14 protein-coding genes are annotated in these 17673 nt (G+C 38.9%); 7 read left to right on the forward strand and 7 right to left on the reverse strand.

What is annotated here, in order from left to right:
- Positions 1-41: 41 nt before the first annotated feature.
- On the reverse strand, positions 42-2258 hold the full coding sequence (gene parC, locus AC1M85_RS13680) for a DNA topoisomerase IV subunit A (protein ID WP_481590451.1): 2217 nt from the start codon (positions 2256-2258) through the stop codon (positions 42-44).
- Between the two features lie 244 nt (positions 2259-2502).
- Between parC and AC1M85_RS13685 the strand changes: the two genes are divergently transcribed.
- Positions 2503-4233: a hypothetical protein gene (locus tag AC1M85_RS13685; RefSeq protein ID WP_481593219.1), complete on the forward strand. Its 1731-nt coding sequence runs from the start codon at positions 2503-2505 to the stop codon at positions 4231-4233.
- A gap of 34 nt (positions 4234-4267) precedes the next feature.
- On the opposite strand, the gene niaP is transcribed toward AC1M85_RS13685, so the two are convergent.
- From niaP to AC1M85_RS13705, 4 genes are all read right to left on the reverse strand, one after another.
- A complete protein-coding gene (gene niaP, locus AC1M85_RS13690) occupies positions 4268-5587 on the reverse strand; it encodes a niacin transporter NiaP (RefSeq protein ID WP_481596093.1) in 1320 nt (439 codons plus the stop codon).
- 143 nt (positions 5588-5730) lie between these two features.
- Positions 5731-6375 (reverse strand): trimeric intracellular cation channel family protein, encoded by a 645-nt coding sequence (locus AC1M85_RS13695; protein ID WP_035268119.1) that lies wholly within the window; start codon positions 6373-6375, stop codon positions 5731-5733.
- A 61-nt stretch (positions 6376-6436) separates the two neighbouring features.
- A complete protein-coding gene (locus AC1M85_RS13700; protein WP_092767377.1) occupies positions 6437-6904 on the reverse strand; it encodes a YchJ family protein in 468 nt (155 codons plus the stop codon).
- A 54-nt stretch (positions 6905-6958) separates the two neighbouring features.
- The gene (locus AC1M85_RS13705; protein ID WP_481586709.1) at positions 6959-8545 is read right to left on the reverse strand and encodes a TerC family protein; all 1587 of its coding nucleotides are present in this window, start codon (positions 8543-8545) and stop codon (positions 6959-6961) included.
- A gap of 350 nt (positions 8546-8895) precedes the next feature.
- Between AC1M85_RS13705 and AC1M85_RS13710 the strand changes: the two genes are divergently transcribed.
- Positions 8896-9522, forward strand: coding sequence for an LOG family protein (locus tag AC1M85_RS13710; RefSeq protein WP_488213240.1), 627 nt, complete (start codon positions 8896-8898; stop codon positions 9520-9522).
- 89 nt (positions 9523-9611) lie between these two features.
- Here AC1M85_RS13710 and AC1M85_RS13715 read toward each other — a convergent pair whose 3' ends face one another.
- Positions 9612-11453, reverse strand: a complete 1842-nt coding sequence (locus AC1M85_RS13715) for a choice-of-anchor I family protein (protein WP_488213241.1) — start codon at positions 11451-11453, stop codon at positions 9612-9614.
- Between the two features lie 164 nt (positions 11454-11617).
- Between AC1M85_RS13715 and mdtD the strand changes: the two genes are divergently transcribed.
- The 5 genes from mdtD (at position 11618) to AC1M85_RS13740 (ending at position 16794) form a co-directional block, all read left to right on the forward strand.
- The gene (mdtD, locus tag AC1M85_RS13720) at positions 11618-13009 is read left to right on the forward strand and encodes a multidrug transporter subunit MdtD (protein WP_488213242.1); all 1392 of its coding nucleotides are present in this window, start codon (positions 11618-11620) and stop codon (positions 13007-13009) included.
- Between the two features lie 88 nt (positions 13010-13097).
- Positions 13098-13862, forward strand: a complete 765-nt coding sequence (locus AC1M85_RS13725) for a glycoside hydrolase family 25 protein (RefSeq protein WP_488213243.1) — start codon at positions 13098-13100, stop codon at positions 13860-13862.
- A gap of 99 nt (positions 13863-13961) precedes the next feature.
- On the forward strand, positions 13962-14972 hold the full coding sequence (locus AC1M85_RS13730; protein ID WP_488213244.1) for an MBL fold metallo-hydrolase: 1011 nt from the start codon (positions 13962-13964) through the stop codon (positions 14970-14972).
- A 42-nt stretch (positions 14973-15014) separates the two neighbouring features.
- Positions 15015-16076: a DNA polymerase IV gene (gene dinB / locus AC1M85_RS13735; RefSeq protein ID WP_180028858.1), complete on the forward strand. Its 1062-nt coding sequence runs from the start codon at positions 15015-15017 to the stop codon at positions 16074-16076.
- A gap of 364 nt (positions 16077-16440) precedes the next feature.
- Entirely contained in the window at positions 16441-16794 is a 354-nt protein-coding gene (locus tag AC1M85_RS13740) for a RidA family protein (RefSeq protein WP_488213245.1), read from the forward strand.
- Between the two features lie 44 nt (positions 16795-16838).
- On the opposite strand, the gene AC1M85_RS13745 is transcribed toward AC1M85_RS13740, so the two are convergent.
- The gene (locus AC1M85_RS13745; protein WP_481590457.1) at positions 16839-17384 is read right to left on the reverse strand and encodes a DUF2726 domain-containing protein; all 546 of its coding nucleotides are present in this window, start codon (positions 17382-17384) and stop codon (positions 16839-16841) included.
- Positions 17385-17673 lie beyond the last annotated feature (289 nt).

Below are 17673 nucleotides of genomic sequence, written 5' to 3' on the forward strand. Positions count from 1 at the left end.
ACATTTCATATATAACGTATTTTGTCGACTAGATGCTAGCTTTATCTTTGAATGAAGAGTTTATTTGCTTTTTGATAACCTCGTGGTAATACCTGCCCTTTTGAAGCACGTTTACCGATGTATTTCAGCAGATCATCACCTTTTAATTTCAATTGTTGTTGTCCAGCAACGACCTGAAGCACATCATCCAAGTTAAGTGTTGTCATAGACACAATGCGTTCCTTTGCATCCAACTGCATCAATTTATTACCTTTTCCTTTATTGAGCATTGGTAATTCTGTCAGCTCTGTCAGTAATAATCGTCCAGAACTGCTGAGTACAGCAATATGTGTACCATCAATTTGTTGCAATGGCATTGCGCTTGCGTCATCTGCAAGCGTTAAAAACGCTTTACCAGCTTTAGCATTGGTGTCCAATTGTTTCGCTTGCGTCTTAAAACCATATCCTTTGGAGCTGATCGCGAGTATTTCCACCTCATCTTCGGCAATCAGAATTTGTTGGAAATTTACTCCATTTGCTGGCGATAATTTCGAGCTTAATGGTTCACCTAAGCCACGTGCTGAAGGTAATCCTGTAATTGGTAATGCGTAACTTCGACCAGATTGATCTAATACATACACTTTTTGATTAGATTTACCTTGTGCATGACTTAAATATTGATCCCCTGCTCGGAAATTGACTTTATCTAGATCGATCTCATGTCCTTTCGCACAACGAATCCAACCCGCTTCAGATAAAATGACAGTGACAGGATCAGCCGGCATCAAATCTTGTTCACTAATCGCGGTCGCTTCTTCACGCTGAACAATTGGAGATCGACGATCATCACCAAACTTTTTCGCATCTTCTTTTAATTCTGAAATAATCAGATTTTTTAAAGATTCAGGATTCGCCAATTGCTCACGAATCACGGCTGCTCGAGCCTCAAGCTCTTCTTGTTCACGGCGAATCTCCATTTCTTCGAGACGCGCCAAATGACGTAATTTAAGCTCTAAAATGGCTTCAGCTTGAATTTCATCAATACAGAAATGTGACATTAAGACTTCTTTCGGATGGTCTTCCTCACGAATAATGCGAATTACCGTATCAATATCTAAATAGGCAATTAAAAGTCCCGCCAGAATATGTAGACGTTTTTCAATTTTATTCAAATGGTATTGCAAACGTCTCGTCACAGTCGTTTTACGAATTTCAATCCATTCCAATAAAATACGACGGATTGATTTTACTTGTGGACGACCATCAGCACCAATCATATTCATATTGACGCGGTAGCTCGACTCAAGATCGGTCGTGGCAAATAAATGGCTCATGACCGCATCTGCATCGATACGATTTGAACGCAAGACAATTACCAAACGTGTTGGACATTGATGATCTGATTCATCTCGTACATCACTTACCAACGGTAATTTTTTTGCCTGCATTTGATCAGCAATTTGGCTGATAATTTTAGAGCCAGAAACCTGATATGGTAATTCACTGATGACAATTTCATTTTTTTCAACCGAATATACCGCACGCATGCGATAACTGCCGCGCCCAGTGCTTTGTAATTTCAGTAATTCATCAGCAGGTGTAATAATTTCTGCTTGAGTCGGTAAGTCTGGACCAGGAATATATTCAGCAACTTTTTCATCAGACAAATTCGGGTTACGAATCAGTGCAATGGTACCCTTAACAACTTCCCGTAAATTGTGTGGTGGAATATCTGTTGCCATTCCCACCGCAATTCCCGTCGTACCATTTAAAAGAATATTCGGTACGCGTGCTGGTAAATTTACAGGCTCTTTTAATGAACCATCAAAGTTATCTTGCCAGTCGACAGTTCCTTGACCTAACTCAGAGAGCAGGACTTCACTATATTGTGATAGTTTGGCCTCGGTATATCGCATTGCAGCAAACGACTTTGGATCATCTGGTGATCCCCAGTTGCCCTGCCCTTCAATAAATGGATAACGATAACTAAATGGCTGTGCCATTAAGACCATTGCTTCGTAACAAGCAGAATCACCATGCGGATGATATTTACCTAAAACATCACCAACTGTACGTGCTGATTTTTTGGGTTTACCACTATGCTTTAGACCAAGCTCGCTCATCGCATATACGATACGGCGTTGTACAGGTTTTAATCCGTCACTAATATGAGGCAATGCACGATCCATAATCACGTACATCGCATAGTTTAGGTAAGCTTGTTCTGTAAATTCTGCTACAGAACGATTCTCTGTCGCTTGGTGCGCAAGGCTTGTCATTGAATCGTGAAATCCTAATGAATGAATAGTTTAAGGGTGTATGCTAGTCTCCCAAACTGCGAAGAACAAGCAAGGTTGGACACTTTGTAAAGATAAAATAACAAAAAAAAGGCCAGTTGGTTTTATTTCATTTTAAATTGCACTTTTTTCTTGTATCCAATTAATTTTATTGAATATACAATAATCAAAACACAACTTTATAACGAATGCTTTTACATACGCTCATCGTATGAACGGAACAAACATGCATAATTACATTCCTTATGATCTTCGCTCAAAATTATTTCAAATTGACCCTAATCTAGATGTTCATTGGCAAACGCGTTTAAAAAATATTTTTAATAGTGTTCCCGCACCAATACAAGGTCTGATCCAGGAACAATTCCTGACTGCGAAGAATATTTACTGGGATCAACATCGACAATCATTCACTTTTAAGGGCATTGTTGGTCTTCAGGATTTAAGCAGTCATTTAATCTCACCGAAAATGCGAACTTTGGCTGAAAAGATCGCAGCCACTTTAGAAACGCTTAAATCATATCAAGACGTAATTAAAATCGCCGATTACTTAGAAACTGTACAAAATCAAATTGATCGTATTGAAACAGAAGAAGATCAAAGTTTTCTTAGAGACAAACAACTCCTACGAAAAACTTTTTTATATGATGCTGCAAATATCATCAAAACACTCGACTTAAATGTTCCTGATAATTGCCGACATTTAACAGCTGAAGAAATTCGTACTTTTATTCTTGAAGTTCATATTAAACATCAAATTTTAGGCTATTGGTTCAAAACCATCCTCCCGAGACAACTGAAGCAAATTAGCCACCCATTATTCCAAGACTTTATTATTCAAGAACAAAAAATTCGTGATTTTGATGTCATTGAAAGCAGTCAGTATTTATATCTGGTCGCGACCATTCATGACTTTAGACAGAACCCATATTCTATCCGCCGCTTTTTAATGGAAGAAAAGCTAGGTCTTGAAGATCGAGTTTACCTAAATGGCGTGGTGTTGGATAAGAAACGTTTAAATGATCCAAGTTATTTAGAACAATTTAAATGGCAAGTCAGTCGAATTATTACGATTCAACGACAGATCACGACTCCTATTTTGGATCTGATGGAAAAATTTCATAACGTCAATTTTGATCTGTTATTACCGTTACTCAAAAAACCGCTCGATGCCTCTGGATTTTCAGTCGAACAAGTCATTAATGAGCGCCTTTTAGATTTCGAAAAAGCTTTAACTCTTGAGATCTTGCAACCTTTTCAATATGCACTGCGTCATTCAATTCGTCACCCTGATGAGTTTGATTATTGTTTTATCAGTATGCATCGTCTGTTCTCTGATATTGCGAGTTTTTATAAAGACTTTTCAAGTGAACCCATTATCGCCTTCAATACTCAAGCTCAAATTTTCGAATATAAAATTTTATCCTATTTAAAATTGATGGAAAAAAGACGACATACTATTTTTGTGAGTTTAGATGCAGAGTCTTATGCGGCAAGTCATAGCAAATCTCAAGCAGCGATTGAGCAAGTTAAAACAATTATTGCCGATGCTCTAGACCAACATAAAGTCAATCAAATTGCTTTCAATCAGAAAAAAAGAGAACTCGAAAGCCAATCAAACAAAGGATTCTTTCAAAAAATGTTTGATAAAACTGAAAAGTTAAAATCGGAGCTTGAAGCGCTTAAATTGGCTGGAATTAATAATCGACGAATTGCATATTTAGATCTCGTGAAAGTGCCCAAAAAACATGATGAAACGACGGTGTACCTTGAGTTTGAAAGTTTGATTTCAATTAATCAGACTGAGCGTCACTATGCTTTTGTCAATGGCGACAATGGGGTATCAGCTTTGCCTATTTTAATTCAACTCCCTGAAGATAAAGAAAAATTCAATCTCCAGCAAGTGTCGAACACATTACATTTTGACTTAACTAAAGCGCGTCAAAAATGGGTCTAAAAAAGAGGAGCTTAGCTCCTCTTTTTTCACAGATTTACATCCCCATAGACTCAAGTGTCTTACCTTTGGTTTCCTCACCGAGCACCAAGATCACGGCTGCAACTGCCAATAATACAGCGGTAAACATCATAAATACTTGGCTAAATCCATTTGAAGCCACCATCATATGGGTAACCACTAAAGGTGCAACAATCCCACCAATACGCCCAATTGCTGCTGCCCATCCTGATCCGAAAGCACGAATATTTGCAGGATATTGTTCAGGCGTGTAGGTATATAAAACGCCCCATGCACCAAGATTAAAGAATGACATCAAGCATCCCCAGAACATGATCATCGCTACGGTATCAGCCTGCCCAAAGAAATATGCTGATACTGCACACATTGCAATAAAGCCTGAAAGCGTCGCTTTACGCCCTAACTTTTCAACGAGCCATGCCGCGACAATATAACCTGGCAATTGTGCTAAAATCATCCCGAGAACATATTCAAAAGACTGCACAATGGTATATCCCTCTTTGACTAAAAGACTTGGTAACCACGTAAAAATACCGTAATACGAATAAACAATCCCAAACCAAATTAACCACAGCATTAAACTGCGCTTAGCGAAACCGCTTGACCATAACTGACCAAAACTGACATTTGAATGTGTTGAAACTGGTTTCACTTCAATTTTTTCGATGACTTCGACACCACACTGTCGCTCGATTTTTTGCACAATCGCGTGCGCTTCATTAATACGACCTCGATTGATCAAGTAAGGAACAGATTCCGGAACTTTTTTTAGAATGACGAAGACATAAAGTGCAGGCAAACCACCCAATAAAAATGCAACATGCCAGTCAAATTTAGGGATGACAAAATAAGAAACCAGTGCAGCACATAACCATCCTAGCCCCCAGAAGCTTTCAAGTAACACAATAAAGCGACCACGAACATGGGCTGGAATGTATTCACTCACTAAAGTCACGGCAACTGGTAACTGTCCACCTAAGCCTAAACCTACAATAAATCTAAAGATTAATAACCATGTTAAATTTGGTGCGAAAGCACAAAGAGCTGTTGCTATACTATAGATGACCAAAGTTGTAGCAAATACTGCTTTACGCCCGATTCGATCTGCCAGTCCACCAGAGAACACTGCACCTATCGCCATCCCCACAAAGCCTATGGATACAACCCAACCTTTTTCAGCAGGCGTCATTTGCCAGTCTTCAGCCATCTTCGCCAAGATAAAGGAAATTAGTCCAGTATCCATTGCATCAAACATCCAGCCTAATCCAATCACCCACAACAAGGTGTAGTGAAATTTACCAATAGGTAAACGCTGTATTCGTGAGATTAAATCCATAGCATGCTCTCTGTGAGGAGTGATTTAAATACAACCAATGACAATCGCTGTTTTCTCAACACTGCTTATTTTTATTTTCTAAAGAACCATATAAAAATGACCGATCACATTATCGGCCATTTTGAAAGATGAGTGTAAAAAGTTTAATTTACATCTTTTGATGACGCCGACTGTTCATCATCATCTTTATAAATAAATTTTGGCATTTCAAGGCCAAAGTAAATTGCGATACAACGCAATGTGAAACCAAAAACAAGAGTAGAAATAATGGTGATATCTTGTGAAAAACCGACTTCGATACAGCCCCAATAGAAAATGACCGCAACAAAAGAAATACTGGCATAAAGTTCGCGACGGAAGACTAAAGGCACATCGTTACATAAGATATCTCGTAAAATACCCCCTGAAACGCCTGTCAATACCCCTGCCACTGCACAAACCACGAAACCCTGTTCCATTTGAATCGCAATTTGACAACCAATAATGGTAAAACCTATCAGACCTAAGGCATCTAGAAGTAAGAATACCGAACGTAGATGTCGCATCCATTTTGCGATAAAAATCGTAAATAATGCTGCACAACATGTAAGTACTAGATATTCAGGATGTTTCACCCAAGTTAAAGGATAGTGCCCTAGCAAAACATCACGAACTGATCCTCCGCCCAAAGCAGTCACACAGGCAATAATAATGACACCAAACCAATCCATACTTCGTCGACCTGCAGACAAGGCGCCTGTCATCGCTTCCGCAGTAATCGCAATAATATAAATAACGGTGAGTAACATTGCCCTACTTCCAAATGAGGGTTTTTAATGCGCAATATTCTAAGTTAATTAAAAATTAATTCTAGAGAAATCGCGCACAACATTGCTTAAATTTTTTTCCTGATCCACAAATACAAGTCTGCTTCATCGTCACAGTTTGATCTGTCGTTGGGTCTAAAAAATACCACTGTCTATTGGTGAATACGAAATTTGAGGTTTCATGATGGACATGTACCTGATCGACATGTTGGTAATGTGCTTTGAATTCAACTTGAGCATGGTTTTTATCCAGACGAGGTAAATGCTGAATAACCTCTAGTTTTAACCACTGATTGCTCATCGCCCAATCCCGAATGGCAGCAATGTCTAAATGACTTTGCTGACCTGATGCTGTGGTACTCACAATATAGTCGATTTCATGTTTAGCGAATGCACTATAGCGAGAACGCATGAGCTGTTCAGCACTTTCTGCAACACGCTGACCACGATGTAAAGGTTCACAACAGTGTGTATAAATTCCATGCCCGCAAGGACAATTGAGTTCGGACATCAATATTCCAAAAAAAATAGCACCTAATGAGATGCTATTTTAACTGAGTTTAAATCATTCTGATGGGTCTTGTTTTACGATGGGTACAATATGTACTTTTTCGATTTTATGACCATCCATTGTAACCACCTCAAATAGATACCCTTCTGCTTCAAAGGTTTCTCCATTTTCAGGTAAATGTCCTAAATGGAATAAGATATAACCAGACAGCGTAGAATACTGTTCTGACTCATCAACTAAATCACGATCAAGCAATAATGAAATATGACGAATATCAGTTGAACCCTCGAGCATGAGTGAACCATCCTCTAAGCTTTCAACTGCAGTTTCTATTTCATTTTCGTTCGGGAATTCACCCGCAATCGCTTCTAAAATATCAATCGGTGTTGCAATACCCTCAATGGAACCATATTCATTGAGCACAATCGCCATTTGTAAGGGTGCCTGACGCAATTGATCCATTACCATTAAGACTTGAGCGCTTTCATGGACAATGACAGGCTCTCGAATGTGTTTTTCGAAATTAAAATCGCCTGATTCAATATAGTCATTCAAAACGTTATGCGTGAGCACCACCCCAGCAATATTGTCCAGCTCGCCATGTGCAACGATCAAACGTGAATGTTTCATAGAAAGCACTTGATGTTTAATACTTTCAGGATCGTCATTTAAATCGATCCATTCGAGTTCTGGACGTGGGGTCATTAATGATTTGACTGGTCGCTCAGATAAACCTAATACTCCTTGCAACATCACGCTCTGGTATACCGCATTCTCATCCGAGAACATTTCCTCTACCAACGCTTGGGTAGCCAAGACATCATCTGTATTTGCCGATTGAGCATCTGCCGTTTTTGACTTACCACCCAGCATACGAATGACGGCAGAAGCTGTTTTAAAACGTAAATCAGTCGTTGTTACCGTTTTTTCTTGGTTACGGCGCATCAATTGATTTAAAAACTCAATCAGGACAGAGAAACCAATTGCAGCGTATAGATAACCCTTCGGAATGTGGAAGCCTAGGCCTTCGACAACCAATGAGAAACCGATCATCATCAAGAAACATAGACACAGAATCACCACAGTTGGATGCTTATTCACAAAGTCCATGAGGGCTTTAGAGGCCCATAGCATGATTCCTATCGCAATAATTACGGCGATCATCATGACCGAAAGATCTTTGACCATACCGACTGCTGTAATCACACTGTCGAGTGAGAACACTGCATCCAATACCACGATCTGTACAATGACCATCCAAAATGCAGCATGAACAGGATTTTCTTCTTTAACATGAACTTTACTTTCTAGACGTTCATGTAGTTCTAAAGTTCCCTTCATTAACAAGAAAATACCGCCAAAAATCAAAATAAGATCTCGGGCTGAAAACGGATGATCAAAGATATGGAATAATGGATTCGTTAACGTGATAATCCAAGCGATTGACGCCAAAAGGATTAGGCGCATGCCAAGCGCGAGCGTTAAGCCTAAAATTCTGGCTTTATTGCGTTGCTCAGGCGGCAGTTTTTCCGCCAAAATCGCGATAAAGACGAGATTATCAATCCCGAGAACAATTTCTAAAATAATTAAAGTTAAGAGTCCCACCCATGCGGAAGGATCAGACATCCATTCAAAAATCATGAGTTACACTCCCACGTTTCAGGAAGATGGGATTCATTTAAACCAAAGTGATGAGGCAAAGTTATAAATGCAGTATTTAAATTTAGAAAATAAATAATATTTTGTTCTATTGAGCGATGTCGATCACTACTCATATTGATGTATTGGTTGCCGAACAGATTTTCAGTATAGAAAAGATTTTAGTGCAATTCACTATTTTTTCGGTGAATCGAGATTGGCTTTATCAATCATTTTGGAATGAAACTACAAAACATTTCAAAAAAAGTCTTATTTATCTATACAGTTGTCACCTTTCTTGCTTAGATTAAACTGCATGATAAAGTTCATTTAAAAAAGGTGAGTAAATAAATATGAATACAAGCGTTCTTAATAACACCTTAGAGACCAATACATCAGTTAAATCAAAAGCAACTCAATGCCTTATTGCACTTTATTGTGGTTCTCGTTTTGGCAATAATCCTATTTACCAAGAAAAAGCCATTGCTTTGGCTGAAAAAATTGCAAGGCAAGGATTTGGCATCGTATATGGTGCTGCAAGTATCGGATTAATGGGACAAGTCGCAGATACAGTCATTGAAAACCATGGTGAAGTTGTTGGTGTTATTCCTGAATTTATGCTTGATTACGAGGTTGCCCATAATCAGTTAACAGAACTTCACGTGGTAAGAACAATGCATGAACGCAAAGCCATGATGGCTGAACGTGCTAGTGCTTTTGTTGCGCTCCCGGGAGGTTTAGGTACATTTGAAGAAATCTTAGAAATCGCAACTTGGGGACAGTTAAATCAACACCAAAAACCAATGATTATTTATAACGTCAATGGATTCTATAATGCCTTGATTGCACAACTCGATCATGCAGTACAAGAAGGTTTTCTACCTGCTCAACATCGTGCAAAAATCATCGTATGCGAGCATTCACATCAAATCATCAATGCCATCGCAAACTTGAAATGCCCTGAACAATTCGTGGTCTAAATTCAACAAGACTTTAAAGCATTACGCATGACGAGTAAAAAATAAAAGAGCCATATGGCTCTTTTATCATACATCTACACGATCAGGCTCTATTTCAACGTGATCTGATACGTTGCTGTAGTACCACTGACTTCATTCCCTACAATCAGTAAAGGCATACCCGTTGGAGATTCTTTTGCTGAAACAAAGGTTAATCCTTCAGGACCTAAGTCTCCTGCCTGACCTGCCTCGATATCGGCAGTGGTTGCATCAAGTTTTCGTGAATGAATATATTGCACAAATTGGGGTTGGGCAGGATTGGAGATGTCATATACCATCACGCCTCCAGCTCGTTCTAAACCAATAAATGCATAAGTTTTCTGACCGATTTGACCTATCACCACGCCTTCTGGCTCTGGGCCTTTATTGTCACTACGATTATCGATCCCTGCTTCTTCATGGTTTGCATTAAAGATCTCAGGATGGTGCTGAGCAATATATTGTTCAAAATCATCACCCGAATCCCAAACCAGCTCTAATCCTGTTTGTGCATCATTTTCTGTCCAAATACTGACAGATCGTGCCCCGAAGCTATATAAATGATCATAAACCAAATTGCCTCGAGCATTGAGTTTAGGTGTGCCATTAGTATTCTTTTGATAACCTTCAGTCCAAGTGATATTCAAACGACCAAGCATCTTGTCTTCACGGCATCCTTTAGCATCTCCATCGATCGCTCCACAATATGCAAAATGCAGAGGATTCAATTCAGCACCTTTCGCCAGTGCTCTTAATTGTGGTGGCAGATCTTCCCCTTGTCGTCTATCGAAACCATCTTTATGGACTAGATGCTTCACACGCCATTCTTCAACAAAACCCTTTTTAATATTACCTTGAGCACTCGGATTATCCTTTAATTTTTCTCCCCAATATTCAGGATCATCTTCACCCCAAGCACGAGCATCCCCTTCATTGGCAGTGACAATATACGTTTTACCATTGACTTCGTAACTTGAGATCGCATCTGGCATATATAAGCCACGAACATGCTGCCAAGTTTGAATATTGATCTTCGCAAGACCATTTTCACCATCGGCATCACTGACATCTAAACCATGACCTTGTAAGCCATGATCTTTAAAACCGAGCGGATAAACAGCCATGACTTTGGCATTTAAAACATCCACCTTAGCTAAGGCATTATTTTCCTGTAATGCGACCCATGCAATTTTGCCATCTGCGCTGAGTGTGATGTATTCAGGTTCAAAATCTTGCGCTACTGTTGCATTTGGACCATAAATTCGCACACCTTGATCACGTAATAGTTGAGCTTGACTATTAAAGGCTTTGAAGTCAGCTGTTTTTGCAACTGGTTTGTTCAAATTTGAGAGATCAATGATTGAAATCGAACCTTCGGGATCAATCGCATAATCATGAGATGGCTCTCCTTCATTCGCCACCAATAAGGTTTTACCATCTGCACTAAAGGTCAGCATATCGGGTAGAGAACCCACTGGAACTTGGGCAATAAAGCTCGAATCATTGGCATTAAAAAGTGCCACGATTCCTGGATCTGTTTTATCTTTGGCTTGTACAGCCAAGGCAACAATTCCATTTTTTACAGCAACACTATTTACTTCTGAGTCTGTTAAATAAGATTTAGCATCTAAAGAGCCAATCCATTTAGGTTGCTGAGGTTGGCGATAATCAAAAATATCAACCACGCCTTCTTTTGCGTTTACAACAAACAATCTTTGGCTTTTTGCATCATAGGCAGGTATCTCTGCTGCGCTGACCGCAAAACCACGACTTTCTGTACGACTGAGATAGTTGAGTTCAATCGATTCAGGCGTAATATTTGGTACTGATGTGATATTGTTAGTGTCATCATTACATGCCCCTAGCCCCAATGCACACATTGCGATCACAAGTGCGTTAGACTTTAGCTTCATTTTTTTAATCTTCTTATGATGTTGTTGGCAACAACTCTATGACCATGCGATGACAATGCTGTGACCATTAGATTGCAATTTTGTTGCAAATCCTTCGTAAATAAACCACAAGTGATACTGAGAAACTGTTTTAAAATATTAACTTACTAATATGATCCTACAAGATGAGCAGCACAGCACACCAACCCTTACAGCCTGAGTTTAGATTATTGGTGTTTTTGGTCTCGATCGGCTTTTTTATGCAAGGTCTAGACACAACTATCATCAATACTGCGATTCCTGCAATCGCTCATCACCTCAATGAAGATCCTCTCCACATGCATAGTGTCGTGGTGGCTTATGTATTGTCAGTCGCAGCCTGTATTCCACTCAGTGGTTGGCTAGCTGACCGATTTGGTGTCCGAAATGTTTATTTTTCTGCAATTATCATTTTCACTTTGGCATCGCTCGGATGTGCATTTTCTTCTAATTTAAATGAGCTTTTATTTTTCCGAGTGATTCAAGGGATTGGAGGTGCTTTACTGCTTCCAGTTGGGCGTCTTGCAATGTTGAAAATCATTCCTAGAACCCAATTCCTTGCAGCCATGTCTCTGATGAGTCTTGCAGGTCTGATTGGCCCCTTAATCGGTCCTACTCTTGGCGGATGGCTAGTGGAGTACGTGACTTGGGAGTGGATTTTCTTAATTAATATTCCTATTGGACTCATTGGAGTTTTTCTCACATTTAAAGCCATGCCAAATGTGACCGAGACCCATGTTGCTAAATTTGATTTTTTTGGCTTCTTGTTATTAGTCATCGCGATGGTTGGCTTAAGTTTAGGGATTGAAAATTTTGCTAGCCCCTATCTTCCACTATGGTGGAGTATTGTTCTTATTGTGTTTGGTTTATCTGCAAGTGCTTGGTACATGGTGCATGCCCATACCCACCAAAATGCTCTATTTCGTGGGAAACTATTCAAAAATCAAATTTTCGCGATTGGTATTGTAGGCAACTTTTTTGCCCGCTTAGGCGGCAATGCGATGCCTTTTCTTATCCCCTTAATGCTACAAGTTGCTTTTGGTTTTGAACCATTTATTACCGGTTTACTTATGATTCCAACGGTATTGGGTTCACTGGCATCAAAACCGATCATTCGCCAAATTATTCAACGATCTGGGTATCGTCGGGTGTTATTAGTCAATACCTGCCTTATTGGCTTATGTATTGCAAGTTTTGCCCTCACCTCAGCCGAAACACCTTTATGGCTAAGAACATTACATTTCTTCATTTTTGGTATGTTGAACTCACTGCAATTTGTTTCTATGAATACGCTAACCTTAAAGGATTTGCCTCAACAAGATGCTAGTAGTGGTAACAGTTTTCTCTCGATGATTATGATGGTATCCATGAGTATTGGTGTAGCGCTTGCAGGTACACTGGTCAATGTATTCACCGCTTATCTTGGTACTGCACAAATGCAACAGGCCTTCCAATGGACATTAATTTTAATGGGCTCAATTAATATTATTACCATGTTTATTTTTTGGAAAATTCCGAAAGAAATGGATGATGACTAATGAATATGGATTCTAGATACTGTCGCTACCATTTACGTTTATTCGCGTTATGATATTAATCATATTTCGCACCAATCTTTAAGTGCTCATGAATTCAAAAAATAAGCAGCATATCTATTCGCAGAAGATTATCTTGTGGACCTCCCTTTTAGGTGCAGCCCTGATCGCACTCATGGTCGGATTATTGAGCTTTTTCTTTTTGCCGTTTCAACCAGCAACAGCTCAAGAGTATCCAATCAAAGGATTTGATGTCTCACATCATCAAAAAGAGATTCGCTGGTCGCAAATTCCAAAAAAGGAATATCAATTTGTCTACCTCAAAGCAACAGAAGGTGGTGACTTTAAAGATCGAAAATTTCAGGATCATTGGCTTAAAGCACGCGAGCATGGTTTTAAAGTCGGAGCGTATCATTTCTATCGACTTTGCCGTGATGGAAAAGTTCAGGCATTAAATTTCATTGATTCTGTGCCACGTAAAGAAGATGCCCTTCCCCCAGTCATTGATTTGGAATACGACAGCAATTGCATCAATACCTATAGCAAAGAACAACTGTTATATGAAATCGATGTTATGCACGATTTGCTGCATCAACATTATGGCAAACAACCTATCTTTTATGTTTCTAAAGCCTTCTATAACATCGTACTTGCGGGTGCTTTTACGAATACCCCACTCTGGGTACGTGAATACACCTCTCAACCTGAATTAAAAGACAATCCAGATTGGATCTTTTGGCAATACACCAATAAAGGTAAAATTAAGGGTATTTCTACACCAGTGGATTTGAATGTATTTAATGGCGATCAAAACGACTGGATAAAATTTCTAAAATTAAATCAAATTGAGCCATAAATCTTAAGGAGTCAGTACGTTACAACTAAAGAGATCTAACAAAAAAATAGAGTGCAACTGGGCTCAAGCAAGCGAGTTACGCTTTATAAGGATGACATGATGTCGCTTAAAAAAGGGATTTTAACAGTGGTTGGTCTTTTGGCTGTCACGCTCATGGCTGCGTTTTTTTATTTATGGCAACCATCAGGAAAGCTCTCCGAATTTAATCAATGGAAGGCTAAAATAGACCAACCCGTCAGTGAACAAAAATTAAATGTTCGCTTTTTTGGCGTTTCCACATTGCTATTTGATGATGGTAATTCACAAATTCTAATTGATGGTTTTTTTAGTCGACCATCTCTCATGAACATTGCTTTACAACGCCTCTCCAGTGATCAAGCACTGCTTCACAATATGATTCAGGACCATGAGCTTAAACGCCTCAAAGCCATATTGGTGACCCACAGTCACTATGATCATGCTTTGGATATCTCAGTGCTCGGAAGTTCACTCCCAAAAACTCACATCATTGGTTCGTTGAGTACAATAAATATAGCACGAGGCGGCAAAGTGCCTGAGCATCAATTGAAACTGGCAGTGCCTTTTCAAGCACTACAATTGGGTGCATTTCGTATTACGCCTATTCCCTCACAACATACGCCACCTACAGCAGTGAACAATGATTTAGGTGAAGAGATTCTGCATCCACTGCCTCAGCCAGCACGTTTTTATGAGTTTAAAGAAGGCGGTAGCTTTGACTACTTGATTGAGCACAATAATCACAAAATTTTAGTTAAAGCCAGCACAGGTGCGCTTCCTAATCAATTTCAAAAGTTAAATGTAGATGTCTTGTTTTTAGGAATTGCTCAGCTTTCAAAACAATCACCTAAGTTTCAACAACAGTATCTCGCTGAAACCATTGATCAGTTACAACCGAAAGAAGTCATTCCAATTCATTGGGACAATTTCTTTAAACCACTTTCACAGCCTTTAGAGTTTCTACCACGAATAGCAGATCATTCTCCGAAAAGCCTACAACTCGTGATTGATCATGCACAGCATCAAGGTCGAAAGGTGACTTTACTGACGGAGCCTTACGCATACCCAATAATCAGCTCAACGATGCCTTAATTATGGGTTAAAATTAAGGCATCTCATGATTGATTGAACATTTTGCGAAAGATAATTCATATCGATATGGATGCTTTCTACGCTTCTGTGGAGCTTAGAGAGCGTCCAGAATTACAACACTTACCTGTGGTCATTGCATCTCATCACCCACGGGCCGTCGTTGCAGCAGCATCATACCCAGCTCGTGAGTATGGCTTACGTTCTGCCATGTCGATGACACAAGCTAGAAAACTTTGCCCACAAGTGATCGTCATTGAGCCAAATTTTTCTAAATACCAACATGTTTCAGCTCAAATTCATAAGATATTTCAAAAATATACCAGCATCATCGAACCCTTATCGTTGGATGAAGCATATTTAGATGTGACTGAAAATTTACAGCAGATCCCAAGTGCCACTGAAGTTGCAATGTATATTCGTGATGAAATATTTCAGCTTACTAGATTGACCGCCTCAGCAGGCGTTGCACCAAATAAGTTTTTAGCCAAAATTGCATCTGATTGGAATAAACCGAATGGCATTTGTGTGATCAAACCCAATCAGGTGCAACAGTTTATCTATGATCTTCCACTCAAAAAAATCCCTGGTGTAGGAAAGGTCACACAGGAAAAATTAAAAGCTTTGCAACTCGAAACACTTGGGGATTTACAGCAGGTGGAAGAAAAATTTCTCACTCATCATTTCGGAAAATATGGCAAACAATTATTTCTCTATGCTCAAGGGATTGATGAGCGACCTGTTCAAAGCGAACGCCAAAGACAGCAAATTTCTAAAGAAACCACGTTTGATGAAGATCTTTTTTTAAACCAATGTGATCAATTTTGGACTTCACTGCTTTCTCGTGTTTGGCAAAATCTTCAAAACAAGGAAATGATCGCTAGAGGTATCAGCGTCAAACTCAAACTTAAAAATTTTCAAGTTTTACAACACTCTAAAAGCTTTAAACAACCTTTCAATCACATAGAGGATTTGCAACTGGCACTCAAATTATTGTTAATGGAAATGAATATTCCTGATGAATATCAGTTTAGGCTCATTGGTGTTGGGGTGTATCAACTTTCAGAAAAACAACAAGACACGCAACTCAATTTATTCGGATTGTAAATTTCGTCTAGTTTTCATGCAAAAGAACAAAATTAAGTCAATTTTTTTCGCCTTTTTTTCCTTTTTAGAGTAATCTAATCGCGCAATACATTTACCCATGTGTCTGCTGAGATGTTGTTAGAAGACCTATATCTAACACATTTGTCCTGTGATTGGCGTGACAATCCATCCGAATATTACAGGGCACTCTAATCTGAATGGGTACAATCTCTTTTTCCTCCAAATATTTCTGATCTCCTCCCATAAAAATAAACTTTCAGAGATACAGCAATTAAACCGAATTCATAGTTCCACTTCCCCTATACTTTCTAAATCCTATACGGCATTTCATAATCTATATTTATATCTATAAGGGATGAGCTTTATGTCTGTTCAACGTTTACACGTTCAAAAACGTTTTTCTGAGGTTGCTATTTTTGGTCACTTCGTTCATCTGGCAGGTCAGTTAGCAGAAGATACGTCTCTCGACATTCGTGGACAGTCACAACAAACCTTTGACATTATTGACCGTTTATTGGCTGAAGCAGGTACAGATAAAAGCCATATCATGTCTGTGACAATTTATCTAAAAGATATTGAAAAAGATTATGCAGCATTCAATGAAGTTTGGGATGCATGGGTTTCTGATATTAAAGCTTTACCGCGTACATGCGTAGAGGCCAGACTGTATCATCCCGATGTTCTTGTTGAGTTAACGGTAATTGCTGCGAAACCTTGATTAAAAAAAGCATGCCTGAGCATGCTTTTTTATTTCAAAGATGATTAGCTAAATGCGCGAATATCTGCCAATCGCCCAGCACTATACTTTTCTAATTTATGCTCAATCACGGATTCGTTTACCCATTCAATTGGCATTTCCTCAGTGTATTCATCCAAAAAATCACGTCTTAACTGCACATATTCTGGGACAGCATGGTAAGAGATCACTTTGTATCCCGCTGTTTCAAGTAATGCATTTTGAAACTGTAAAGTATGTCCACGTTTGAATGAAAATTTATCTTCTAAACTGACAATGGCAAGTACTTTACAATCCTTATTCATCACCACAAAATCAGCAAACATTGACTCATATTTACGACGTGTACGCGGTAACTTTGTGGTCAGTAAGGCGTCAAAAGAGACATGTGCCAAAATATGCGCATTTGGCATGATTTCTTTAAGACGATTGAAAGTTACTTGCTGATAGGGGCTAAACACTGCTCTTTGACGGAGCATGCTATCAGAGGGTTGTTGATGCTTTAATCCTTTATAAGCAATGAACAACACCACAGCGAGTATGATCACACTCGCGATGATCATGATATCCATGACTAGTATCCTTATTTGAATTCTTATCGTTAATTTCTTTTTTAAACTACTTCAAAAAAACACAACTTTTATTATTGTTTCATTATGCTGATGTTAAACATCGCATAGTCCAAGTGAAAAGCGCTTCAGACCAAGCTTATATTAAACATGTTCTGCACTTATTGGCTATAGTTTAAAACATGAACCACATCACACTATTACATAATTGTTGGACAATGATGAAAATCTCATTTGATGATAATACAATATCACCTGAAATGAAAAACTCAAAACCTCACTAAACTACTAA

The organism is Acinetobacter sp. 24-47-64 (assembly GCF_057737055.1).